Genomic DNA, 18441 nt, shown 5'->3' with positions numbered 1-18441 from the left:
GATGCTGCATTGCCAGACACCGAAGACGCCAATCCTTGGCCGCCTGCTGGCCGGGTTGTGCCTGGTGATTGCCGGCCTGCTGAGTCCATTGGAGGCCACCGCCGCGGACATTTTGCTGACCGGCGCCGAGGACAGCCCGGGCATGCAATCCTTCACTCAGGCCCTGAGTGAATTGCGGCCTGCCGATAACGTGCGCTTCCAGCCACTGGCCAGTCTGCCGGCGCCGGGCAAACTGCCCGCCAGCACCCGCTTGATTCTGCTCGACCTGCCGAGCCTCGACTGGCGCCTGCAAGACGCCCAAGGCCCGGCGACGCTGGTGCTGCGCGTCAGCCGCCTGCAAGCCCATCAGCATCTGGGCGCCACCCTGCCCCCGCGCCTCAGCCTGCTCTGGAGCGACCCGCCCCTGAAGCGACAATTGCGCCTGACCCGACTGCTCCTGCCTCAGGCCAGACGGGTCGGCGTGCTCTTCGACAGCCACAGCGAATTCCTCTTGAAAGAACTGCATCAGGCCGCCCACTCCCTGGGCCTTGAGGTGGTCACCGAGCGCTGGGATAACACCAACGACAGCCGACCGCTGCAGACCTTGCTGAAAAACAGCGACGTGTTGCTGGGCCTTGATGATCCCGACTTGTACAACCCGAAAACCGCGAAGAACCTGTTGCTCAGCAGCTATGCACGGCAACTGGCGCTGATCGGTCCTAACGCCGGGTTTGTCAGGGCGGGAAGCCTGGCCAGCACTTACAGCGATCAGAGCGATTGGCTGGCGATACTCGACGAACTGCTCGACCGGCCACCCGCCACGTGGCCACGTACTCACTACCCGCAACACTTCAAAGTTTTAAGCAACCCACAAGTGGCTCGTTCATTAGGGATTGAACAGATGAATGAAGCCTCTGTCGCAACACAGTTGGCCGAAGGAGAAAACCGCCCATGACCTTCCGTCGCCGTTGGGACATCAACACCCGCACACAAATCATCAGTCTCGGCCCTGCCCTGTTGCTGACGTTGCTGTTGATCAGCTTCTTCACCTTCGTGCGGATCCAGGACCTGCGCCAGGAGCTCAACCACACCGGGCAGCTGATCGCCAACCAACTGGCACCGGCCACCGAATACGGAGTGATCTCGGGCAACAACGAGGTGCTCGACAGTTTGCTCAAAGCCACCCTGGCCACGCCCAATGTGCGCTTTCTGGAGGTCCAGGACAGCGCCAACCGGATTCTGGTGTACGTCGAGCAACCGTCGGAAAACCACGACCGCTCGCACCAGGTTGAAGTGTTCCAGGCCCCGGTGCGGCTGCAACGAATCGCGCTGCACAATGATTTCTTCCAGGGCAGCAAAGTCGCCAACACGGCCCCCGCCGAGGACTACCTGGGACGGGTGATCGTCGGCCTGTCCAATGACGCCTTCAGCCAGCGTCAACAGGAAATCCTGTTCAAGGCCGGGATCCTGGCGCTGTTCGCCCTGCTGTTTACTTTTCTGATCGCCCGGCGACTGGCCGCCAGCCTCTCGCAACCGATCCGCGACATCAGCAACGCGGTCAAGGCGATTCAGGACGGCGACTACAAAACCCCGTTGCCGATCGTCGACGACACCGAACTGGGCGCGCTGTCGCAACACATCAACAACCTCGCCGACGGCCTCGAACAAGCCAGCCGCGAACAGCATCAAGCGATGGCGCAGTTGATCCAGACGCGCGAGGAAGCGGAAAAGGCCAACACCGCCAAATCCGATTTCCTCGCGATGATGAGCCACGAACTGCGCACGCCGATGAATGGCGTGCTGGGCATGCTGCAACTGCTGGAAACCACCGCGATGACCGAGGAACAGGTCGAATACGCGGCGCTCGCCTCGGAGTCCACCGAACACCTGCTCAAAGTCATCAACGACATTCTCGATTTCTCGCGCATCGAACGCTCGGAACTGGAGTTGGAGCACATTCCGTTCAACCTCGCGGACCTGATCGGCAGTTGCGCCCAGTCGTTCACGCACAGCGCCGTGCAACGCGGGTTAAACCTGACGCTACTGATCCCCGAGGACATGCGCACGTTGCAGGTTCAGGGCGATCCGACGCGCATCCGGCAGATCCTGGTCAACCTGATTGGCAATGCGCTGAAATTCACCGAACAGGGCCGTGTCAGCATCGAACCGCAATGGCAGTCGCTGGATCATGAACTGCTGTGGTTCACCTGCACCGTGCGCGACAGCGGGATTGGTATTTCGGCCGAAAGCCTGGAATTGATGTTCAACGCCTTCCAGCAGGCCGACAGTTCTATTTCGAGGCGTTACGGCGGCACCGGGCTGGGCCTGCCGATTGCTCGCACGCTGGCTGAACGCATGGGCGGCACATTACGCGCCCAGAGCGAGGAAGGTCGCGGCTCGGTGTTCACCCTGGAAATCCCGCTGGCACTCTATAAACAGACGCTGCCGGTGCTGGCACCGCGCACACCGACTGGCAACGGTGATGGCGAGGGGCGCAACGTGTTGCTGGTGGAAGACAATCCGGTCAACCAGACGGTCATCGAAGCAATGTTGCGCAGTCTGGGCTTTACTGTCAGCGTCGCCACCGATGGGGCGCAGGCGGTGCGCAGTGCCGAGAGTCTGATTTTCGAAGCCATTCTGATGGACTGCCGACTACCCATCATCGATGGCTATGAAGCCACCCGACAGATTCGCCAATTGCCCGGCTGCGCTGACTTGCCGATCATCGCACTGACCGCCAACGCCTTGCAGGGCGACCGCGAAGCCTGTTTATCGGCGGGAATGAACGATTACCTGGCCAAGCCCTTCAAACGCACGGATCTGCAGCAAATTCTGCAGCGCTGGGTGCAGTAGTGCAGGCCTTTCGGCTATCTGCGACTGGCGTGAAAGGCGAAAGTGCGGCAGTCTTAGGCACCCGAACAAGCCCGAAAAGGGGCTTGAATAATAATTTCAGTGCACAAGTGTACATTCATGTCCTTGGTGCTGTGACTTTCACCACAACGCAATAGTCTATGAGTAGGCTGCTGACTCGAGGCATGAACGCTTCGATCAGCCGGGAAGATTTGCCCCACCTGCCGCATGGGATTATTGAGGAGCTCGCATGACCAAACAAAACGCCTTTACTCGGGAAGACCTGCTGCGCTGCAGTCGCGGTGAGCTGTTCGGCCCAGGTAACGCGCAACTGCCCGCCCCCAACATGCTGATGGTGGATCGCATCACCCATATCAGCGAAGAGGGTGGCAAGTACGGCAAAGGTGAATTGGTCGCCGAGCTGGATATCACCCCGGACCTGTGGTTCTTCGCCTGCCACTTCGAAGGTGATCCGGTGATGCCAGGCTGCCTGGGCCTCGACGCCATGTGGCAACTGGTCGGCTTCTTCCTCGGCTGGCAAGGTTTGCCGGGGCGTGGCCGTGCGCTGGGTTCGGGCGAAGTAAAATTCTTCGGCCAAGTCCTGCCGACCGCCAAGAAAGTGACCTATAACATTCAGATCAAGCGCGTGCTGAAGGGCAAGCTGAACCTGGCCATCGCCGATGGTTCGGTCAGTGTCGACGGCCGCGAAATCTACACCGCCGAAGGCCTCCGGGTCGGCGTGTTTACCTCCACTGAAAACTTCTAAGGGTTATCCGCATGCGCCGCGTCGTTATCACTGGTCTGGGCATCGTTTCGTGCTTGGGCAATGACAAAGAGACCGTCTCCGCTAACCTGCGTGCAAGCCGCCCTGGCATCCGGTTCAATCCGGAATATGCCGAAATGGGTCTGCGTAGCCAGGTTTCCGGCTCCATCGACCTTCCCCTCGAAGAGCTGATCGATCGCAAGATCTATCGCTTCGTCGGCCACGCGGCGGCTTACGCCTACCTGGCCATGAAAGATGCGATCACCGATTCCGGCCTGACCGACGAGCAGGTTTCCAACGTGCGTACGGGCCTGATCGCCGGTTCCGGTGGCGCGTCGACCTTGAACCAGATGGAAGCGCTGGACATCCTGCGCGAGAAAGGCGTCAAGCGCGTCGGCCCGTACCGCGTCACGCGGACCATGGGCAGCACCGTTTCGGCCTGTCTGGCCACGCCGTTCAAGATCAAGGGTGTGAACTACTCGATCTCCTCCGCCTGCGCCACCAGTGCTCACTGCATCGGTAACGCGGTCGAGCAGATCCAGATGGGCAAGCAGGACATCGTGTTCGCCGGCGGCGGTGAAGAAGAACATTGGAGCCAATCGTTCCTGTTCGACGCCATGGGCGCACTGTCCAGTCAGTACAACGAAACCCCGGAAAAAGCTTCCCGTGCCTACGACGCCAAGCGCGACGGTTTCGTCATCGCCGGCGGTGGTGGCATGGTCGTGGTCGAAGAGCTGGAACACGCTCTGGCCCGCGGCGCGAAGATCTACGCGGAAATCGTCGGCTACGGCGCGACCTCGGACGGCTACGACATGGTTGCCCCAAGCGGCGAAGGCGCCATCCGCTGCATGCAGATGGCCATGTCCACCGTTGACACTCCGATCGACTACCTGAACACCCACGGCACTTCGACTCCGGTCGGCGACATCGCGGAGATGAAAGGTGTGCGTGAAGTGTTCGGCGACAAGGCTCCGGCCATCAGCTCCACCAAGAGCCTGTCGGGTCACTCTCTGGGCGCCGCCGGCGTTCACGAAGCGATCTACTGCATGCTGATGATGGAAGGCAACTTCATGGCGGGTTCCGCCAACATCGACGAACTGGACCCGGAAGTGGCTGACATGCCGATCCTGACCAAGACTCGCGAAGACGCCACCATCAACACCGTGATGAGCAACAGCTTCGGCTTCGGCGGCACCAACGCCACGCTGGTACTGAAGCGCTGGCAGGGTAAGTAATACCCCGCCGCTTCACTGCACATAAAAACGCCCCGACTGGTTCGGGGCGTTTTTTTTATGCCTTTGCTTTTGCTTTTGTAGGAGCCAGGCTTGCCGGCGAAGGCGCACCCAAGGACGCCTTCGCCGGCAAGCCTGGCTCCTACAGGTACCGGTTTCAATCCGCCGTTTTCATCGTCGCGAACATGAAGCTTTTGTCATAAAACTCAACGCCCTGCGACCGAATGTCGCGTATTTGGCGGGCTGCAGGACTTTCTCTATTTTTGCAAAATTCCGTTACCAAACTCAGTCGTTTACTTAGCCAGCTAACCAAACATATAACAGAGTCCTGCACACGCCTTGCTGCAGATAACAGAGATTGGAGCTAGCAGATGACTGTAAAAGTAACTGAACGCGACGATTCACATAAATCCCATGAAGGTATAGCCGCCGGTATCCGGATCTGGGACGTGCACCAACAAGACATGCTGGTGGGGATGTTCCACTCCGAAACCGACGCCCACAGCTACAAGGCCGAACTGGAAAAACTGGAGCAGCAACGAGAGCTCCAATCCGCATAAGCAATGACAGCATTGAAAACGACAAACCCCGCCATAAGCGGGGTTTGTCGTTGTTGCAGCCTTTAACGGCTCACCACATCAGATCGTCAGGGATCTGATAGGCCGCGTACGGATCGTCCTCGGTAGCGACTTCTTCGGTCTTGACGTTCAGCTGCACGATCCGCTGTGGATCGCGCTCCTGTATCTTCAGGGCCGCTTCACGCGGTATCACTTCGTAGCCGCCGGCATGGTGCACGATCGCCAGCGAACCGCTGCTGAGCTTGTTGCGCATCAGCGTGTTAACGGAGATCCGCTTGACCTTCTTGTCGTCAACGAAGTTGTAGTAATCCTCGGTCGTCAGCTTCGGCAGACGCGAGACTTCGATTAATTGCTTGACCTGGGCGGCGCGGGCCTTGGCTTCTGCCTTCTCCTGCTGCTGACGGTTCAGCTCCTGGTCGCGCTTGACCTTCTCGGCCATGGCTTCCTGGGCGGCACGCTGCTGGGAGTCATCAAGTTCGATCTGACCTTTGTGGGCCAGACGCTGCTGCTTCTGCTTCTCTTTGCCGACCTGTTTGGCCTGCTTCTGGTTGACCAGCCCTGCTTTGAGCAACTGGTCGCGAAGGGAAATGCTCATGGTGCTTATTACTCACTTAGGCAACTGCTCAACCGCAGCTGGGCAAATTCTTTTCCTGACGTTTGGCTTCGCCCCACAAGGCGTCCAACTCTTCGAGGGTGCAATCTTCTATGGGACGGTGGGTATCGCGCAATGCCTGTTCGATAAAACGGAAGCGTCTTTCGAACTTGCTGTTGGCGCCACGCAGTGCAGTTTCCGGATCGACCTTGAGATGACGCGCCAGATTGACTACGGAAAACAACAGATCACCGACTTCATCGGCAATCGCTGCCGAGTCATTGTCGGCCATGGCTTCGAGTACTTCATCAAGCTCTTCGCGGACTTTATCCAGCACCGGCAAGGCGTCCGGCCAGTCGAAACCGACCTGCCCTGCACGCTTCTGCAACTTCGCGGAACGGGACAACGCCGGCAATGCGGCGGGTACGTCATCGAGCAAGGACAGTTGTTCAGGCGCGGATGATTTCTCGGCACGTTCTTCAGCCTTGATCTCTTCCCAGCGTTGCTTGACCTGCTCTTCACTCAACCGCGGAACATCCAGCGGCGCGTACAGATCACCGGTAGGAAACACGTGAGGATGACGACGGATCAACTTGCGGGTGATGCTGTCGATGACGCCGGCGAATTCGAAGCGCCCTTCTTCCCGGGCCAACTGGCTGTAATAAACCACCTGAAACAGTAAATCGCCCAACTCACCCTGCAAGTGATCGAAGTCACCGCGCTCGATGGCGTCGGCGACTTCGTAGGCTTCCTCAAGGGTGTGCGGGACGATGGTTTCGTAGGTTTGCTTGATGTCCCACGGGCAGCCGAACTGCGGGTCGCGCAGACGGCTCATCAGGTGCAGCAAGTCTTCAAGGCTGTACATCGGTTTCACGGCGTCCGGTTACGGCGGGTTTCGATAATGTTCGGCAACTGGGAAATCCGCCCCAGCAACCGCCCCAGTGCATCCAGGCCCGGAATCTCGATGGTCAGGGACATCAACGCGGTGTTGTCCTCTTTGTTCGAGCGGGTGTTCACCGCCAGCACGTTGATCCGCTCGTTGAGCAGCACTTGCGAGACGTCACGCAGCAAACCGGACCGGTCGTAGGCACGGATGATGATGTCCACCGGATAGGTGAGCACCGGCACTGGGCCCCAGCTGACCTGGATGATCCGCTCGGGCTCGCGCCCGCCCAGTTGCAGCACCGAGGCGCAGTCCTGACGGTGAATGCTCACACCACGGCCCTGGGTGATGTAACCGACGATCGCATCCCCCGGCAGCGGCTGGCAGCAGCCGGCCATCTGGGTCATCAGGTTGCCGACGCCCTGGATCTGGATATCGCCGCGCTTGCCCGGTTTGTAGCCGGTGGCCTTGCGCGGGATCAGTTCCAGTTGCTCGTTGCCGCGTTCCGGTTCGACCAGTTGCTGCGCCAGATTGACCAGTTGTGCCAGGCGCAAATCGCCGGCACCGAGGGCGGCGAACATGTCCTCGGCGGTTTTCATGTTGGCCTTTTCGGCCAGCTTGTCGAAATCCACCGCTGGCAGACCGAGGCGATTGAGTTCGCGCTCGAGCAAGGTTTTGCCGGCCGCGACGTTCTGATCGCGCGCCTGCAATTTGAACCAGTGAACGATCTTCGCCCGTGCCCGCGAGGTGGTGATGTAACCCAGATTCGAGTTCAGCCAGTCGCGGCTCGGGGTGCCGTGCTTGCTGGTGATGATTTCGACCTGCTCACCCGTTTGCAGGCTGTAGTTGAGCGGCACGATGCGCCCGTTGATCTTCGCGCCGCGGCAGTTGTGACCGATTTCGGTGTGCACGCGGTAGGCAAAGTCCAGCGGCGTCGAGCCCTTCGGCAAGTCGATGGCGTGACCGTCCGGGGTGAAGATGTAGACCCGGTCCGGCTCGATATCGACCCGCAACTGTTCCGCCAGGCCGCCGATGTCGCCGAGCTCTTCGTGCCACTCGAGGACCTGACGCAGCCAGGAGATTTTCTCTTCGTAGTGATTGGAACCGGATTTGACGTCGGTGCCCTTGTAGCGCCAGTGCGCACAAACGCCCAGCTCGGCTTCTTCGTGCATGGCGTGGGTGCGGATCTGCACTTCCAGCACCTTGCCCTCGGGGCCGATCACCGCAGTGTGCAGCGAGCGGTAGCCGTTCTCTTTCGGGTTGGCGATGTAGTCGTCGAATTCTTTCGGGATGTGCCGCCACAGGGTGTGGACGATACCGAGCGCGGTGTAGCAATCGCGCATCTCCGGCACCAGCACGCGAACGGCACGCACGTCGTAGATCTGGCTGAATTCCAGACCCTTGCGCTGCATTTTGCGCCAGATCGAATAGATGTGTTTGGCCCGGCCGCTGATGTCGGCATCGACGCCGGTGGCGGTCAGCTCATTCTTCAGCTGGCTCATCACGTCGGCGATGAAGCGCTCGCGATCCAGGCGCCGTTCATGAAGCAACTTGGCAATCTGCTTGTACTGGTCGGGCTCAAGGTAACGGAAGGACAAGTCCTCCAGCTCCCACTTGATGTGACCGATACCGAGACGGTGAGCCAAAGGCGCGTAGATATCGAAAACTTCGCGGGCGACGCGGTTGCGTTTTTCGTCATCGGCGGTTTTCACCGCACGGATCGCGCAGGTGCGTTCGGCCAGTTTGATCAGCGCAACGCGAACGTCGTCGACCATGGCGACCAGCATCTTGCGCAGGTTTTCGACCTGGCCCTGAGTGCCCAGCACCAGGGATTGACGGGGGCTGAGGCTGGCACTGATCGCCGCCATGCGCAACACGCCGTCGATGAGTTTGGCGACCACCGGACCGAACCGCTGGCTGATCGCCGGCAACTCAATCTGGCCTTCGCGCACGCCGCGATACAGGATCGCGGCAACCAACGAATCCTGATCGAGTTTGAGGTCGGCGAGAATTTCGGCGATCTCAAGGCCTGTGCGGAAACTCGAGGTCCCTTCGGACCATAGATTTTTCGCCGCATTGGCCTGTTGTTCAGACGCACGAGCGAACTCGCACGCTTCCTTCAAGGCTTCGCGATCCAGTGCCGGATCGACACTGACCGCGTGATCGAGCCAAGCCTCGAGATTGATACTGCCGTCGGTGTTGATCGGCTGGTGTGCTCTCACCTGTACCATCTTGCTTACCTTCCCTACGACGCAGATTCAATGCGTCAAATCGCTGACCTTTCGTTACCCGTGAACGCTCGCGGGGCTAATGCGAGCGCGGCACGGGCGGGCCAGTCGGACCAGACGAGCCGTCCTAGCTCGCTTCAAATAACGCCATGGCCTCGACATGTGCCGTCTGAGGAAACATATCGAGAATCCCGGCACGTTTTAACCGGTAGCCCTGCTTGATCAATTCGACCGTATCGCGCGCCAGCGTTGCCGGGTTGCACGACACGTACACCAACCGCTTGGCGCCCAGGGAGGACAGCTTGCGCACAACCTCGAAAGCACCGTCACGTGGTGGGTCCAAGAGTACCGCACAAAAGCCTTCGCGCGCCCATTCGGCATCGGTCAAAGGCTGGGATAAATCGGCCTGAAAAAACTTTACGTTATTCAGATTATTGCTAGCAGCGTTTGCAGCGGCACGCTCGACCATCGCCTGCACACCTTCCACCGCCACCACTTCACGAACGGCCTTGGCCAGCGGCAGTGCAAAGTTACCCAAACCACAAAAAAGATCCAGAACCCGCTCATCCGACACAGGCTTGAGCCAGTCCAGCGCCTGGGCGACCATCGCTTCGTTGACCCCGGCGTTGACTTGAATGAAATCCCCCGGCCGCCAGGCCAGGTTCAAGTCCCACTGTTCAAGTCGATAACCCAGCGCCTGGCCAGCCTCGACCGGTTGCGGTTCGCCGTCACCGTGCAGCCACAGTTGGGCTTCATGGAAGGCGCAGAAATCCTTGAGGATCGTCATGTCGGCGTCGGACAGCGGCGCCATGTGCCGCAGCAAAACGGCCAGCTTTGATCCGGCAAATAATTCCACATGCCCCAGCGTTTGAGGTTTGCTCAAGCGCCGCAACATTTCCGGCAAGCGGGTCATGATCGGCTGCAAGGGCTGGACCAGCACCGTGCATTCGTTGATCGCAACGATGTCCTGACTGCCTGCCGCGCGGAAACCGACTTCGAGTTTTTTCGCTTTCATGTCCCAGCGCACCGCCACTCGGGCGCGACGACGGTAACCGAATTCCGGACCGCTCAACGGCGCGGCCCATTCTTCGGGTACGACACCGGCAACCTTCGACAACTGCTCGGCGAGCATGCGCTGTTTCAGGGCGAGTTGTTCGTTGTGCGGCAGATGTTGCACGCTGCAACCACCACAGCGACCGGCATGCGGGCACGGTGCCGGGCGGCGCAGTTCGCTGGCCAGGAAGACGCGCTCGGTGCGCGCCTCGACCACTTTGCCGTGGGCGCCCAACACACGTGCTTCGACTTCTTCACCGGCCAATGCGCCGATGACGAACCAGGTGCGACCTTCAAAAAAAGCGATACCGCGACCGTCATTGGCCAGACGCTCGATGCTCAAACGCTGCTTTTTACCCGTCGGGATTTGCGGGGCCTTGCTGCCGCCCGTGGGTTGGAAGCGCAGGCCTCTCTCTTGCTTGGCCATCAGTTGGGCGCGTCGAAAATGCCGGTCGACAAATAACGGTCGCCTCGGTCGCAGATGATCGCGACGATCACCGCGTTTTCAACTTCCTGGGACAGGCGCAGCATGGCTGCCACGGCACCGCCCGAGGACACGCCGCAGAAGATGCCTTCTTCGCGGGCCAGGCGACGGGTCACGTCTTCGGCTTCGCTTTGCGCCATGTCGACGATCCGGTCCACGCGCTCGGCCTGGTAGATCTTCGGCAGGTATTCCTGCGGCCAGCGACGGATGCCTGGAATCGCCGAGCCTTCCATCGGTTGCAGACCGATGATCTGCACGCTCTCGTTCTGCTCTTTCAAGTAGCGCGAGACGCCCATAATGGTGCCGGTGGTGCCCATCGAACTGACGAAATGCGTGATAGTACCTTCGGTCTGACGCCAGATTTCCGGGCCGGTGGTGGTGTAGTGCGCTTCGGGGTTGTCGCCGTTGGCGAACTGATCCAGCACCTTGCCGCGGCCTTCCGCTTCCATTCGCTGGGCGAGGTCGCGGGCGCCTTCCATGCCCTCTTCCTGAGTGACCAGAATCAGCTCGGCGCCATAAGCCGTCATGGCGGCTTTACGTTCGGCGCTGGAGTTGTCCGGCATGATCAGGATCATCTTGTAACCCTTGATCGCGGCGGCCATCGCCAGCGCAATCCCGGTGTTACCCGAGGTCGCTTCGATCAGCGTATCGCCGGCGTGGATCTGCCCGCGCAACTCGGCGCGAGTGATCATCGACAACGCCGGCCGGTCCTTGACCGAACCCGCCGGGTTATTCCCTTCGAGCTTGAGCAAAAGGGTATTGCTGGTGGCGCCAGGCAGGCGCTGCAAACGGACCAGCGGGGTGTTGCCGACGCAATCGGCGATGGTTGGGTACTGCAAGGTCATGGCGTATTCGCAATCCAGACTGCGGGGGCGCCTATCATACCGGCAAACGTCGGCAGGCCATATCACGCAAAGTGCGGTGCTTATGGTTTATGGGAATAAGGTCGGATTTCTATCGGGGGCAGGCGTGCTGAAGGACTTGTCGGAGCTATCGCGACCGGCGCAGTCGGAGGATTTATCTTGGGACCAGCAGGTTTAGGAGCGGGTCAAATAGCAGCATCAACCGCTGTTGGCGCCCATATTGGTTACTACAGCGGAATGCTAGGCGGCCAGGTTCAAAATGCTTTCACAGCAGGGACAAATTACCACTAATCCTTCAACACAAAAGACAAAATCGTAGTTACGGCATACAGCTAATACAGCCAGTCTTTCGTTGGCAGAATTGGATGCAGTTTCAGCAGGGAGAGCTTCATCGTGTGCACGCGCAAATTGAGTTCGAACGCGCGGAGCAGGACTTGCTGCTGCGTGTTGTTCAAGCCTACTTTGAGATCCTAAATGCAACTGACGTACTTGAGGCGGTTCGAGATCTGCGCACCGTGGATACAGAGCAATTGGCGAGCGCCAAAAAAATGTTTGAAATTGGCAACGTCAGCATTATCGATGTACATGAGGCTCAAGCCAGTTTTGATCGAAGTACGGCGCAGTTTATCAAAGCTAGCAGTGATCTTGATCTAGCTCAATTCGCTTTAGTTCGAATCACTGGGCAGAATCCCAGCGCACTGAAAGGCTTCCACGACAGCGTGGCTCTTTCACCTCCGCAACCATTTGAGCTTGCCACATGGGTAGCGGCGGCTCGGCGGGATAATCTTGGCGTGCAAACTCAAGAGCTACTCCTAGATATCGCCGGTAGCGAAGTACATATCCGAAAAGCAGAACATTTTCCGACTGTTGATCTGGTAATCGGTCAAAACATGCAGCAAAACCCGAATGCCAATATCAATCGTACCGACTCATCTAGTATCGGGCTGCGTTTGAACATACCACTTTATAGCGGGGGCAAAATTGGCTCTGCTACTCGGCAAGCGATGGCAATGCAGGAAAAAACCGAGTTTGAATTGGAGGATGCACGCCGCGCTGCTGTGTTCGCAGCCAGACAGGCTTGGTCGGGTGTGGTGGATGGAATGGCGCAGGTTAATGCACTTGAGGCTGCGAAGTCGTCCGCACATTCGGCACTGGCCTCCAATACCATCGGCTACAAAGTAGGAATGCGAGTAGGTATCGATGTGTTGGAGGCTCAAGGGAAATTGAGTGACATCATTCAACAGTTATCTCGCGCACGTTATGACACCCTGCTGGCTCAGCTACAGCTTAAGGCCACAGTCGGGGCCTTAAGTGAAGCCGATATTATTGAAGTCAACGCGTTATTGAGTGGTTAAATCTCGCGCTTCGAACACAATTCCTGCACATACACAGGAAGAACTCACGCTCTTCCGAGCGTTGACTCTGGCTGAAAAATGATCAAGTTGTGCGACTAGGATAATTGTCGCACCAGTGGGGCGACTTTCTCTGACGGTTTTTGGTCCAGGGCAATAGTGTCAGCAGCGCTGACACTATTGCCGATTGGGTGACGCTGAGTCCGATATGTGCGCCTTTGAACGGAGTTTGCTCTGGGTAAAAATGATCAGGTTGTGCGACCAGGGAATTGTCTCACCAGTGGTGAGACTTTTTCGTGATGGTGACCGGAGGGCCTCATCGCAAGCAAGCTCGCTCCCACATGGGGATCGGGGTGATCACACCATTTGTGGCCGACACACCTCCACTGTGGGAGCGAGCTTGCTCGCGATAGCGTCATCACTCACACCATCAATATCAGCCACCAACCGCATATTCAACCGCAACCCGGTCTCAGTGTTCTCAGCCCACAAACTCCCGCCCTGCCGCTGCACCGCATTCCTCGCAATGCTCAACCCCAAGCCAAATCCACCATCCCCCGGCCGCGAACCGTCGAGCCGAATGAACGGACAGAAGATCCGTTCAAGATCTGTCTCTGCCACCCCACCGCCCTCATCCTCCAACCACAAATGCCAGAAATCGCCATCACGCTGCCCACCCAGACGCACAACGCCGCCCTGCGGTGAATGACGAATGGCATTGCGCAGGGTGTTTTCCAGCGCCTGGGCCAACGTATTGAGATTGCCGCGCACCCAGCAGGACGCATCCACCGCACACTGCAACTGGCTCGCCGGCCAGTCACTTTCATAGCAGGCATTTTCCGTAAGCATCTCCCACAACGCCTGGATCTGGATGGCTTCGTCGGGCAATGGTGCGCGCTCGGTGTCGAGCCAGGCCAGTTGCAGGGTGTCCTCCACCAGCCGTTGCATGCCATCGACCTCTCGACCAATGCGTTCACGCAACTGCGTCAACCCCTGCTCGCTTTCGCTGGCCACCCGCAGACGGCTCAGTGGCGTGCGCAATTCGTGGGACAGGTCGCGCAGCAGTTGTTGTTGCAGGGCCACTGTGCTTTGCAGGCGCTCGGACATGTGATCGAAGGCCTGCCCCAGTTCACCCAACTCATCCGAGCGGTTGGTGGTTTGGCTCGACAGGCGCACGCTCAACTGGTCGGCACGCCAGGCATTGGCCTGTTCTCGCAGACTGTTCAACGGCACGACCAGCAACCGATACAGACCGACGCACAACAGTAAGGTGAACAGTCCGGGAATCACGCCGTTGGTGATCACCCGCCAGAACACCCGGTAGCGGCCGGGCATAAAACGCTGGGGCAGTTCGATGACCAGACTGCCGGCGGACGGATCGTTGGGAAAAGGCACGCGCAGCCACGGTCGGCCTTTGCTGTGGCGACTTGTCGGCCAGTCCAGGCCGCGCAAAAAGGTCAGGCGCTGGATTTCTTTTTCCGTCAGCGGGTAACTGCTCAATGACTGCAAATCGCCGCCAATCACACCGACCCAAGCCGACTCGCGATGGCCGATACTCTGCAACCAGGCATCGACGTCTGCACTCTGGCGCTTATTCCATGCCTGCTCGGCCTCGGCGGCGTAGCGGGTCAGCGTGTCCCGGGCCTCGTTGGACAGGAACAGGTTTTTCTGTTCCATGTAGCGGCCCCAGGACCAACTGAGCCAGATCATCAGCAGACAGAACGCCACCAACAAACAGGCCAGCTTCCAGAACAGCGAATGCCTGCCTGGCAAGTCAGACCATTTCATCGACAGCACTCAATACGTAACCCTTGCCCCAGACCGTGCGCACTTCCCGCTCGGTATAACCGATGGCTTTGAGCTTGCGACGGATCTGGCTGATGTGCATGTCGAGGCTGCGGTCATGGGGCGCATAACCACGCTGCAAGACATGTTGATAAAGGAAGGCTTTGCTCAGGACTTCATCGCCGTTGCAGTTCAGCGTTTCCAGCAACCGGTACTCGCTGCGGGTCAGGCCGGCAACGTGTTCGCCATAAAAGACATCACAGCGTTCATCGTCGAAACTCAGGCTGCCCGTCGACGGGGCAAACGGTGCCGGCGCTGGCCGGCGGTCGAGCGCAACCCGCCGCAGGATCGCTTCGATGCGCACCCGCAACTCAACCATGCTGAAGGGTTTGGGCAGGTAATCATCGGCGCCTAGTCGAAAGCCGCTGATGCGATCTGCCTCGGCACCGAGCGCCGACATCAGCACCACCGGGGTGGAATGGCTCTGGCGCAACTGTGTCAGCACGTTTAGCCCGTCCAGGCCCGGCAGCAGAATATCCATCAACACCAGATCGAAGGCTTGCTGGCGGGCGATGGTCAGACCTTCCTGACCGTTCTGGCACCAGGTCACCTGAAAACCGCAACGTCCCAAGTGCTCATGAACATAAGCACCGAGCACGAGGTCGTCTTCGATGGAAAGAATTCGGGGGTGGGCAACAGAGATGGGAGTCATGAGTATCTGCAAATAATTCTCAGTTGGCGATTATTCAAGATTGCCTCGCGGTGGGCAACCCAAGCTTTGCCCATGACGTAAAAGTGGCGATCGAGCCGACGAATGCCGACATCAATTTTACGAAGATTGCCCGCCTGCAAATCGCTACACTGCGCAAGTGGCGCGTGCCGGACGTACGTGCAGGTCATTAAATAGCTGGATGCAGGAGAGATGCGTGCTCAAGAAACTGGGAATTAAAGGCCGCGTGCTATTGCTGACCCTGTTGCCGACCAGCCTGATGGCATTGATTCTGGGCGGCTATTTCACCTGGATGCAGCAATCCGACCTGCAAACCCAGCTCATGCAGCGTGGCGAGATGATCGCCGAACAACTGGCGCCTCTGGTGGCCCCAGCCATGGGCGACAAGAACACCGACCTGCTGGAACGCATTGCCACCCAATCCCTCGAACAAACAGACGTGCGCGCCGTTTCGTTCCTCGCGCCCGACCGCTCCCTGTTGGCCCATGCCGGCCCGACCATGCTCAATCAGGCGCCGGTCGGCAACAGTTCGCAGATGCTGCGCCGCAGCGGTAATGACGCGACGCGTTACTTGCTGCCGGTGTTTGGCAAGCACCGCAATCTGGCCGGTGACGTGATTCCCGATGAAGCCGACCGCCTGCTGGGTTGGGTCGAACTCGAACTGTCCCACACCGGCATGCTGCTGCGCGGTTACCGCAGCCTGTTCGCCAGCCTGCTGTTGATCGGCGCAGGCCTGGCCGGTGCGGCACTGCTGGCGTTGCGTATGGGCCGGACCATCAATCGGCCGCTGAGCCAGATCAAGCAAGCGGTGGCGCAACTCAAGGACGGTCATCTGGAAACCCGTCTGCCGCCCCTCGGCAGCCAGGAGCTGGATGAACTGGCGTCCGGCATCAACCGCATGGCCGGCACCCTGCAGAATGCGCAGGAAGAATTGCAGCACAGCATCGACCAAGCCACCGAAGACGTGCGCCAGAACCTGGAAACCATCGAGATCCAGAACATCGAACTGGACCTGGCGCGCAAGGAAGCCCTTGAAGCGAGCCGGATCAAATCCGAGTTCCTGGCCAACATGAGCCATGAAATCCGTACGCCGCTCAACGGCATTCTCGGCTTCACGCACCTGCTGCAAAAAAGCGAGCTGACCCCGCGCCAGCTCGACTATCTGGGCACCATCGAAAAATCCGCCGACAGCCTGTTGGGGATCATCAACGAGATTCTCGACTTCTCGAAAATCGAGGCCGGCAAACTGGTGCTCGACCATATTCCGTTTAACTTGCGCGACCTGCTCCAGGACACGCTGACCATCCTCGCCCCGGCCGCCCACGCCAAGCAGCTGGAGCTGGTGAGCCTGGTTTATCGCGATACGCCGTTGTCGCTGGTGGGTGATCCGCTGCGGCTCAAGCAAATCCTGACCAACCTTGTCAGCAACGCGATCAAGTTCACCCGCGAAGGCACCATCGTCGCCCGGGCCATGCTCGAAGAAGAGCATGAAGACAGCGTGCAACTGCGCATCAGCATTCAGGACACCGGCATCGGGCTGTCGAACCAGGACGTGCGCGCCTTGTTTCAGGCCTTCAGTCAGGCCGACAATTCGCTGTCCCGGCAACCGGGCGGCACCGGTCTGGGGCTGGTGATTTCCAAACGCCTGATCGAACAAATGGGCGGCGAGATCGGTGTCGACAGTACGCCTGGCGAAGGTTCGGAATTCTGGATCAGCCTGAGCCTGCCCAAAACCCGCGACGACGCCGAAGACCTGCCCGGTCCGCCGTTGCTCGGGCGCCGGGTGGCGGTACTGGAAAATCACGAACTGGCCCGTCAGGCATTGCAACATCAACTGGAAGACTGCGGCCTCGAAGTCACCCCGTTCAATACCCTGGAAAGCCTGGCCAATGGCGTGACCAGCGCGCATCAGACCGATCAGGCGATCGACCTGGCGGTGCTCGGCATCACCAGCAATGACATGCCTCCGGAGCGCCTCAACCAGCACATCTGGGACCTCGAACACTTGGGCTGCAAGGTGCTGGTGTTATGCCCGACCACCGAACAGACGCTGTTCCACCTCTCGGTGCCCAACCCGCACAGCCAGCTCCAGGCCAAACCGGCCTGCACCCGCAAGCTGCGGCGGGCCTTGTCCGACCTGATCAACCCGCGTCAGCACCGCAGCGAACCCGACGAACCGTTGTCCAGCCGTGCGCCAAAGGTGCTTTGCGTCGACGACAACCCGGCCAACCTGCTGCTGGTGCAAACCCTGCTCGAAGACATGGGCGCCAAAGTACTCGCGGTGGAAAGCGGTTACGCGGCAGTCAAAGCGGTGCAGACCGAAACCTTCGATCTGGTGCTGATGGACGTTCAGATGCCCGGCATGGACGGGCGTCAAAGCACCGAAGCGATTCGCCAGTGGGAAAATGAACGGCATTGCACGCCGCTGCCGATCGTTGCCCTCACCGCCCACGCCATGGCCAACGAAAAACGCGCGTTGCTGCAAAGCGGTATGGACGACTACCTGACCAAACCGATCAGCGAACGGCAACTGGCCCAAGTGGTGCTGAAGTGGACCGGCCTGGCGCTGCGCAATCATGGGCCGGAACGCTCCAGCGACAGCCACGGGGGCGGTCATGAGTTGCAGGTGCTCGATCACGAGGAAGGTTTGCGCCTGGCGGCCGGCAAGGCTGATCTGGCGGCGGACATGCTGGCGATGCTGCTGGCGTCGCTGGAAGCCGACCGCGAGGCGATTCGCTTCGCCCGGGAAAACAACGACCAGAACGCCCTGATCGAGCGAGTCCATCGCCTGCATGGCGCGACACGCTATTGCGGCGTCCCGCAACTGCGCGCCGCCTGCCAGCGCAGCGAAACCCTGCTCAAGCAACAGGACCCGAAAGCCCCCAGCGCGCTGGAAGACCTCGACCGGGCCATCAATCGCCTGGCCGCCCATGCCCGAATAAACGCTTGATGCAGCGCAATGACGCCGAACACCATCAGCGCTAAGCTCACCGGCCCCTGTAGCAGCTGCCGAAGGCTGCGTCCGGCGGCGAAGCCGTCGTAAATCCGGTAACCGCGGTTTACCTGAAA

General features: G+C 59.5%; 15 protein-coding genes. 8 read left to right on the top strand and 7 right to left on the bottom strand.

What is annotated here, in order from left to right:
• Window position 1 precedes the first annotated feature (1 nt).
• From QK293_RS03545 to QK293_RS03525, 5 genes are all read left to right on the top strand, one after another.
• Window positions 2-934, top strand: a complete 933-nt coding sequence (locus tag QK293_RS03545; protein ID WP_282375659.1) for an ABC transporter substrate-binding protein — start codon at window positions 2-4, stop codon at window positions 932-934.
• Window positions 931-2832, top strand: coding sequence for an ATP-binding protein (locus tag QK293_RS03540; protein ID WP_282375658.1), 1902 nt, complete (start codon window positions 931-933; stop codon window positions 2830-2832). Before QK293_RS03545 ends, QK293_RS03540 begins: the two co-directional genes overlap by 4 nt.
• 247 nt (window positions 2833-3079) lie before the next feature.
• Complete coding sequence (gene fabA, locus QK293_RS03535; RefSeq protein ID WP_042560484.1) at window positions 3080-3595, top strand: 3-hydroxyacyl-[acyl-carrier-protein] dehydratase FabA; 516 nt, start codon at window positions 3080-3082, stop codon at window positions 3593-3595.
• An 11-nt stretch (window positions 3596-3606) separates the two neighbouring features.
• Window positions 3607-4827, top strand: a complete 1221-nt coding sequence (fabB, locus tag QK293_RS03530; protein ID WP_282375655.1) for a beta-ketoacyl-ACP synthase I — start codon at window positions 3607-3609, stop codon at window positions 4825-4827.
• A gap of 368 nt (window positions 4828-5195) precedes the next feature.
• Window positions 5196-5384 carry a hypothetical protein gene (locus tag QK293_RS03525; RefSeq protein WP_282375654.1) on the top strand — a complete coding sequence of 63 codons (189 nt, stop codon included), beginning with the start codon at window positions 5196-5198 and terminating at the stop codon, window positions 5382-5384.
• Between the two features lie 70 nt (window positions 5385-5454).
• Here QK293_RS03525 and QK293_RS03520 read toward each other — a convergent pair whose 3' ends face one another.
• The 5 genes from QK293_RS03520 to cysM all read right to left on the bottom strand — a co-directional run bounded on the left by QK293_RS03520 (window position 5455) and on the right by cysM (window position 11487).
• Window positions 5455-5997 (bottom strand): DUF2058 domain-containing protein, encoded by a 543-nt coding sequence (locus QK293_RS03520; RefSeq protein ID WP_282375653.1) that lies wholly within the window; start codon window positions 5995-5997, stop codon window positions 5455-5457.
• 28 nt (window positions 5998-6025) lie between these two features.
• Window positions 6026-6859, bottom strand: coding sequence for a nucleoside triphosphate pyrophosphohydrolase (gene mazG, locus QK293_RS03515; protein ID WP_282375766.1), 834 nt, complete (start codon window positions 6857-6859; stop codon window positions 6026-6028).
• Between the two features lie 5 nt (window positions 6860-6864).
• On the bottom strand, window positions 6865-9108 hold the full coding sequence (gene relA, locus QK293_RS03510; protein ID WP_282375651.1) for a GTP diphosphokinase: 2244 nt from the start codon (window positions 9106-9108) through the stop codon (window positions 6865-6867).
• Between the two features lie 124 nt (window positions 9109-9232).
• Window positions 9233-10585, bottom strand: coding sequence for a 23S rRNA (uracil(1939)-C(5))-methyltransferase RlmD (gene rlmD, locus QK293_RS03505; RefSeq protein WP_282375650.1), 1353 nt, complete (start codon window positions 10583-10585; stop codon window positions 9233-9235).
• Window positions 10585-11487, bottom strand: a complete 903-nt coding sequence (cysM, locus tag QK293_RS03500) for a cysteine synthase CysM (protein WP_131060350.1) — start codon at window positions 11485-11487, stop codon at window positions 10585-10587. The genes rlmD and cysM overlap by 1 nt, the downstream gene beginning before the upstream one ends.
• 170 nt (window positions 11488-11657) lie before the next feature.
• On the opposite strand from cysM, the gene QK293_RS03495 reads away from it, so the two are divergent.
• The gene (locus tag QK293_RS03495; protein WP_348775343.1) at window positions 11658-12860 is read left to right on the top strand and encodes a TolC family outer membrane protein; all 1203 of its coding nucleotides are present in this window, start codon (window positions 11658-11660) and stop codon (window positions 12858-12860) included.
• Window positions 12861-13214: 354 nt separating this feature from the next.
• On the opposite strand, the gene QK293_RS03490 is transcribed toward QK293_RS03495, so the two are convergent.
• Both QK293_RS03490 and QK293_RS03485 read right to left on the bottom strand, forming a co-directional pair.
• Entirely contained in the window at window positions 13215-14645 is a 1431-nt protein-coding gene (locus QK293_RS03490; RefSeq protein ID WP_282375648.1) for a sensor histidine kinase, read from the bottom strand.
• Window positions 14632-15354, bottom strand: a complete 723-nt coding sequence (locus QK293_RS03485; RefSeq protein WP_282375646.1) for a response regulator transcription factor — start codon at window positions 15352-15354, stop codon at window positions 14632-14634. The genes QK293_RS03490 and QK293_RS03485 overlap by 14 nt, the downstream gene beginning before the upstream one ends.
• A gap of 23 nt (window positions 15355-15377) precedes the next feature.
• Between QK293_RS03485 and QK293_RS03480 the strand changes: the two genes are divergently transcribed.
• Window positions 15378-15545: a hypothetical protein gene (locus tag QK293_RS03480; RefSeq protein WP_282375645.1), complete on the top strand. Its 168-nt coding sequence runs from the start codon at window positions 15378-15380 to the stop codon at window positions 15543-15545.
• 23 nt (window positions 15546-15568) lie between these two features.
• Entirely contained in the window at window positions 15569-18322 is a 2754-nt protein-coding gene (locus QK293_RS03475; RefSeq protein ID WP_282375644.1) for a response regulator, read from the top strand.
• Window positions 18323-18441: the final 119 nt, after the last annotated feature.

Origin of the sequence: Pseudomonas sp. AL03 (assembly GCF_029960815.1) — a bacterium.
In the GTDB taxonomy this organism is placed as follows: domain Bacteria; phylum Pseudomonadota; class Gammaproteobacteria; order Pseudomonadales; family Pseudomonadaceae; genus Aquipseudomonas.
This window is presented reverse-complemented; position numbering and strand designations above follow the sequence as displayed.